This window comes from Candidatus Neptunochlamydia vexilliferae (assembly GCF_015356785.1).
Taxonomy (GTDB): Bacteria; Chlamydiota; Chlamydiia; order Chlamydiales; family Simkaniaceae; genus Neptunichlamydia; species Neptunichlamydia vexilliferae.
Window position 1 is genome coordinate 1 of the sequence record NZ_JAAEJV010000089.1, and the last position, 4652, is coordinate 4652.

At 46.5% G+C, this 4652-nt stretch carries 3 protein-coding genes; all 3 read right to left on the minus strand.

The window, feature by feature from the left end:
* Window positions 1-300: 300 nt before the first annotated feature.
* The 3 genes from lpxD to bamA are packed head-to-tail and all read right to left on the minus strand — an operon-like array spanning window position 301 to window position 4474.
* The gene (lpxD, locus tag NEPTK9_RS09045) at window positions 301-1347 is read right to left on the minus strand and encodes a UDP-3-O-(3-hydroxymyristoyl)glucosamine N-acyltransferase (protein ID WP_194848508.1); all 1047 of its coding nucleotides are present in this window, start codon (window positions 1345-1347) and stop codon (window positions 301-303) included.
* A gap of 8 nt (window positions 1348-1355) precedes the next feature.
* Window positions 1356-1913 carry an OmpH/Skp family outer membrane protein gene (locus NEPTK9_RS09050; protein ID WP_194848509.1) on the minus strand — a complete coding sequence of 186 codons (558 nt, stop codon included), beginning with the start codon at window positions 1911-1913 and terminating at the stop codon, window positions 1356-1358.
* Window positions 1914-1969: 56 nt separating this feature from the next.
* Window positions 1970-4474, minus strand: a complete 2505-nt coding sequence (bamA, locus tag NEPTK9_RS09055) for an outer membrane protein assembly factor BamA (protein ID WP_194848510.1) — start codon at window positions 4472-4474, stop codon at window positions 1970-1972.
* Window positions 4475-4652 lie beyond the last annotated feature (178 nt).

Genomic DNA, 4652 nt, shown 5'->3' on the forward strand with positions numbered 1-4652 from the left:
GAACCCTAGATTCATCTCACTGTAGAGATGGTCTCTTCTCTTTGAGAGACAACTTGTTGTGACAGCTTCTTGTCACAATGCGAAAAGGTGAACAAGGCCAAAATATAGACCTGAGGTTCGGGTTTATTTCACTCAGCCTCAGGGGATTTTAGCTTTCTTTTCTCCTTTTTGATCTCGGAAAGGGCCATTTAGACCCTTACCTTCGATCCAAAAGAAGAAAATTTAAGCAAAACTCCCTCTGGAGCCGAGTAAAATAAATCCGAAACTACTGATACGGAGGAGCTTTGTTTCTAAAAAACCTTAGGAGTTCTCGAGGTTTTCGATCCGCTTCTTAAGACTAGCGAGCTCTTTGACGAAAGATCCGATCTTTCGGAGAAGTACCTGCCGCTTGTTAAACTCTGCCATGGGTGAGACCGGGCTTCCCCCATAAATGCCAGGCTGGGTGATCGATTTGCTCACGCCACCACGTGTTGCCACCTTGACGTTGCTCGAGATGGAGACATGCCCCACCACGCCGGCCTGCCCACCCAGGAAGACATTGTTACCTAGCTTTGCTGAGCCAGCAATTCCTGTTTGGGAGACAATGATATTGTTTTCCCCAAGCTCTACATTGTGGGCAATTTGGACCAGGTTATCGAGTTTTGTTCCCTTTCTGATGAGGGTGGTTTTGAAACGGGCACGGTCGATAGTGGTGTTGGCGCCGATCTCGACATCATCTTCGAGGATGACGTTTCCGATCTGCTCGAGCTTTGTATGCCTTCCCGTTTTAGGGTCGGTGGTGTAGCCATAGCCACAAGAGCCGATGACTGCTCCAGATTGAAGGATCACCCGGTTGCCGAGTTGGCACCTTTCCCGCACCGTTGAGTTAGGATAAAGGGTACAGTTTTCACCCACCTTCGCAGAGACACCCACATAGACATGGGGATAGATCTCTGTTCCGTCTCCTACCTTTGCATGGGCATCGATGACAGCGCAGGGGCCGATGGTGACATCTTTTCCAATGGTCGCCGTTTCATGCACAACTGCTGAGGGATGGACCCCTTTAAAGCCCGACGCTTGTCCCGTTGAGGCAAGAATTTTTTCAGCAATCAGTTGGAAAGTTCGGGAAGGGTTGTCAGAAACAAGGAAGTTTTTCCCTTCCACAAGGGTGGTTTTCCGGTCGATGCAGATGACCCCAGCTTTGGATTGTTTCATCGCTTCGTTGTACTTGGGATTGGATAAGAAAGAGGCATCTTGCTCAGATGCCGACTCTAAATTATCTACGCTGGAAATCTGAAGGTTAGGGTCTCCAACCAGCTCTGTTTCTGTGAGCTTGGAAAGATCAGCAAGTGAGAATTGCTTGGTCATGACGTTTCCTATGGGCTGGTTTGCGTTGCAGGGGGAGTTGATTTTGCTTGCTTCTCGAAGGTTTTATCCATCTCTTCGATTACCTGCTTAGTAATGTCAAACTCAGGCTCATATGAAAAACAAGCCTCTTCACGGACAACAATAGGGATCTTCCGATTTTTGCGCACCGTGGTTGAGGCTACATTGACATGATTATTCATCGTTTGCATGAGCTGCAGGTTTGCTTGCTGCAGCACCTGCATGTATTGGTTTTGGTATTGATTCCGCTCTTCTGCAAGGGTTTGAAAGCGCGCTTTGAGCTCTTGCTCTGCTTCAGGGGAGAGGCTATCAACAAACTCAGGGTCATTGAATTTTTCAGAGATTTCTTGCATCTGCTTTTCTTTATCGGTGATGAGAGAGGTCATTTGTTCGCGGAGCTTTTCAAAAGATTCTTGCTCAAGTTTTCCCTGTTTAGATTCTTGAACGCAAGTGGCGAAATTAACGATTCCGTAGGGGATTTCCTTCGCAAAAACTGAGGAAAAGCAAAGTAGAGCAGTTGCTACAACGAGCATGGTTCTTTTTTTCATAAAGTGACTCCTTAAAGTATTTTTTTAGCTTGTGTCCGATCATACCACGTTTCCCATTAAAATTGTCCTCCCATGGAGATAAAGAAGTTTTTCACATCTTCTTTTCGCTTTCTCTTCTTGATAACGGATCTATCTTTTTTCTTGATTTTGATCCTTGCCTGAGGATTGATGGGGAAACCGACCCCAAGGGTGATGGGGAGGCGACCTGCTAGATTGAGACGGGCGCCGAATCCATAACTTGTTCGAAGTGTTGGGACGTCGAAGCGCTTATTAGAGATCGAACCACCATCAAGAAAGGTAAAGAGATCGAGCATGGAGAAAATCGTTTGGTTATACTCGATCGATAAAAGAGCAGAGGAGACACCACCCGTAGGATCATCGGTCTCTTCTTTTTTCCCATGCTTTTCTTTTGTAAAGTGGGGGCCGATGATGTAAGGCTTGTAGCCACGAACCGTTGTTTCACCCCCTAAGAAGAAGAGCTCTCCAAGAGGCATATGGTCGGGGGTTCCATTTCCAAAGGGACAGATGAACTTGAAGTCCCACCGGAATTTTAGGGTTCCCTTTCTCCAGACAGGGTAGTAATAGCTGTTCAAGTAGCTGAGTTTGAGGAAGGGGAAAAGTTGCTGATCATCATCATGGCGGCGGACTCCTGCAATTTCCACCTCACCAATGGAGCGGAATCCGCGGTGGGGTTTGAAAGCATTATCGAGAGAGTCGAAGGAAAGGGAGTTTCCAAAGCCGCCGATAAGACCACTATTTTTCCGCTCTCGCTGCGCCTCTTCATTGGCGATGTTGTTAATGTGGGTGATCGAGTTGCGCAGGCGGAGCTTCCATCCATAAGTCCAGTAGGAGGTAAGGGGGTAACTTCCAAATAGCGATCCTCCAAAGGAGTTAACATGGTAGTCGTCTGACTGGATGCCACTTTTCGAGTAGCTGATGTCGAGGCCAAACCGCCATAAGGTATCTCTAAAGTAGGGATCCATCCAGGTGACCGTGTAGCTTTGTTGCTTTTTACCGATTTGGACGCGGGCATGGGCATATTCACCTGCTCCTCTAAAGGAGGACATCCCTTCCCTCCACCATTTCGTCAGTCCACGGTGGTCAAAGTTGTTTTCAGCCAGGTCGAGTCCTCCAAAGAGGTTATCGATCGTACTGAATCCGAAGAAGAGGCTTAAACTTCCCGTTGTGGTCTCTTCGACTTCGATAATCACATCGCGGTAATTGTCTCCGAGCGATTGGTCTTCGGGGGTTTTAACGGCGTAGACATTGACCGACTTAAAATAGCCCATCGCTTCGAGGCGTTGTTGGGTCACTTTTAGGCGGCGAGAGTCAAAAACCTCTCCTGGAATGAGGAGTGATTCGCGTAAGATGACATTTTTGTTGGTCGAGGTATTTCCTAAGACGCGGATGAGTCCGATCTTAAACTGCTCTCCCTCGTTAATGGTGATGTCAACATTATAGACAGGTTCAGTGCGAGAGAGGTAGAGAGAGTAGTTGATGTCGGTTTCGATATATCCATCTTTCCCATAGAGATCTTTAATATTCTCGATGCTTTCACGGAGTTTTTCGGGAGAGAATGTAGAGCCATCTTTAATGATCATGACATCGGTGATTTGCTCTTCGGTAAGGAGCTCATTTCCAGAAACTTCAATGTCTCCAAAGTGGAAAAGCTCCCCTTTAATTGCGTGGACATAAATTTCAAGGCGTCCTGGCTGAGCCCCTCCTAGGGCTTCCATTCCACCGCCGCCGTAGAAGGAGTTTTCATCTGTTGATTCTTTGATCTGAATATTGACACGAGCGTCCGCATATCCTTGGTTTTGGAGGTAGTTGACGATGACAAGCTTATCATGTTCGAGTGCTTCTTCATGGTAGGTTCCCATTCCGGTTAGCCAGCTGGTGAAGAAGTTATACTTTTTCGTCGTCATGAGATTTAAGATCGCAGATTCTTCCTGTTTGGTGAGGCCAGAAAAGCAGATTTTTTTAATGTGTCCGGAGTGTCCTTCATGGACGGTGATTTCGATATCGACTTCGTTGGTGTTGGTGTAGGGGATGACTTTGTATTCTAATTGAGAGTCGAAGTAGCCCTTTTTAACATAGTATTCCTTCAGTTTAGTGAAGGCTTTGTTGAATTCTTCTCTATTAAAGATGGTGTGGGCTTTGATCCCTAACTCTCTTTCGAGGGAGCGGGTTTTAACTTTTGTGTTGCCGCTCCAGCTGATGGCGCGGATCATTGGCTTTTGCCAGAGCTCGATGGTGATGTAGACCTCTCCCTGCCCCGTTTCGATCGTTGGAATGGCTTTGTCATACTCTTCAGAGAGCATTTTTAGGTCTTGATCGAAGGTGAGTTGAGAGAAGGGATCTCCAACTTTTGTGCGAAGTTTTGAGAGGAGACGCTTTTGGTTAAAGGTGACACCGCGGGGGAGGTTTTCGACTTCGATGGTGATATCTCCGACCCGTCGACCTTCGTAGACCTCGGCCGATTGGGGCATTATAGCCATCGACTTGATTGGCATCGCAGCAAAGAGGAAAAAGAGTGTGGTGAATAGTGCTTTCCAGTTCATTGTGTACTTTTTGTTCCTGTGTAAGTTTATAGATTATAGAAAACGGTGTTAAATAAATGCAAGCGTTCGAAAATGTTGACAGCAATTCCCGGAATAAAAAATTTGAATAGCCCCCCTAACCATTTTTAAGCTACTAAAATTTCGTCCATGGAGGGACTATAAGGAAATAGCATTTCCA

What these genes read in the sequence shown, in the direction of transcription:
- lpxD (WP_194848508.1), bottom strand. Translation starts at nt 1,347, where the DNA reads ATGACCAAGCAATTCTCACTTGCTGATCTTTCCAAGCTCACAGAAACA.
- NEPTK9_RS09050 (WP_194848509.1), bottom strand. Translation starts at nt 1,913, where the DNA reads ATGAAAAAAAGAACCATGCTCGTTGTAGCAACTGCTCTACTTTGCTTT.
- bamA (WP_194848510.1), bottom strand. Translation starts at nt 4,474, where the DNA reads ATGAACTGGAAAGCACTATTCACCACACTCTTTTTCCTCTTTGCTGCG.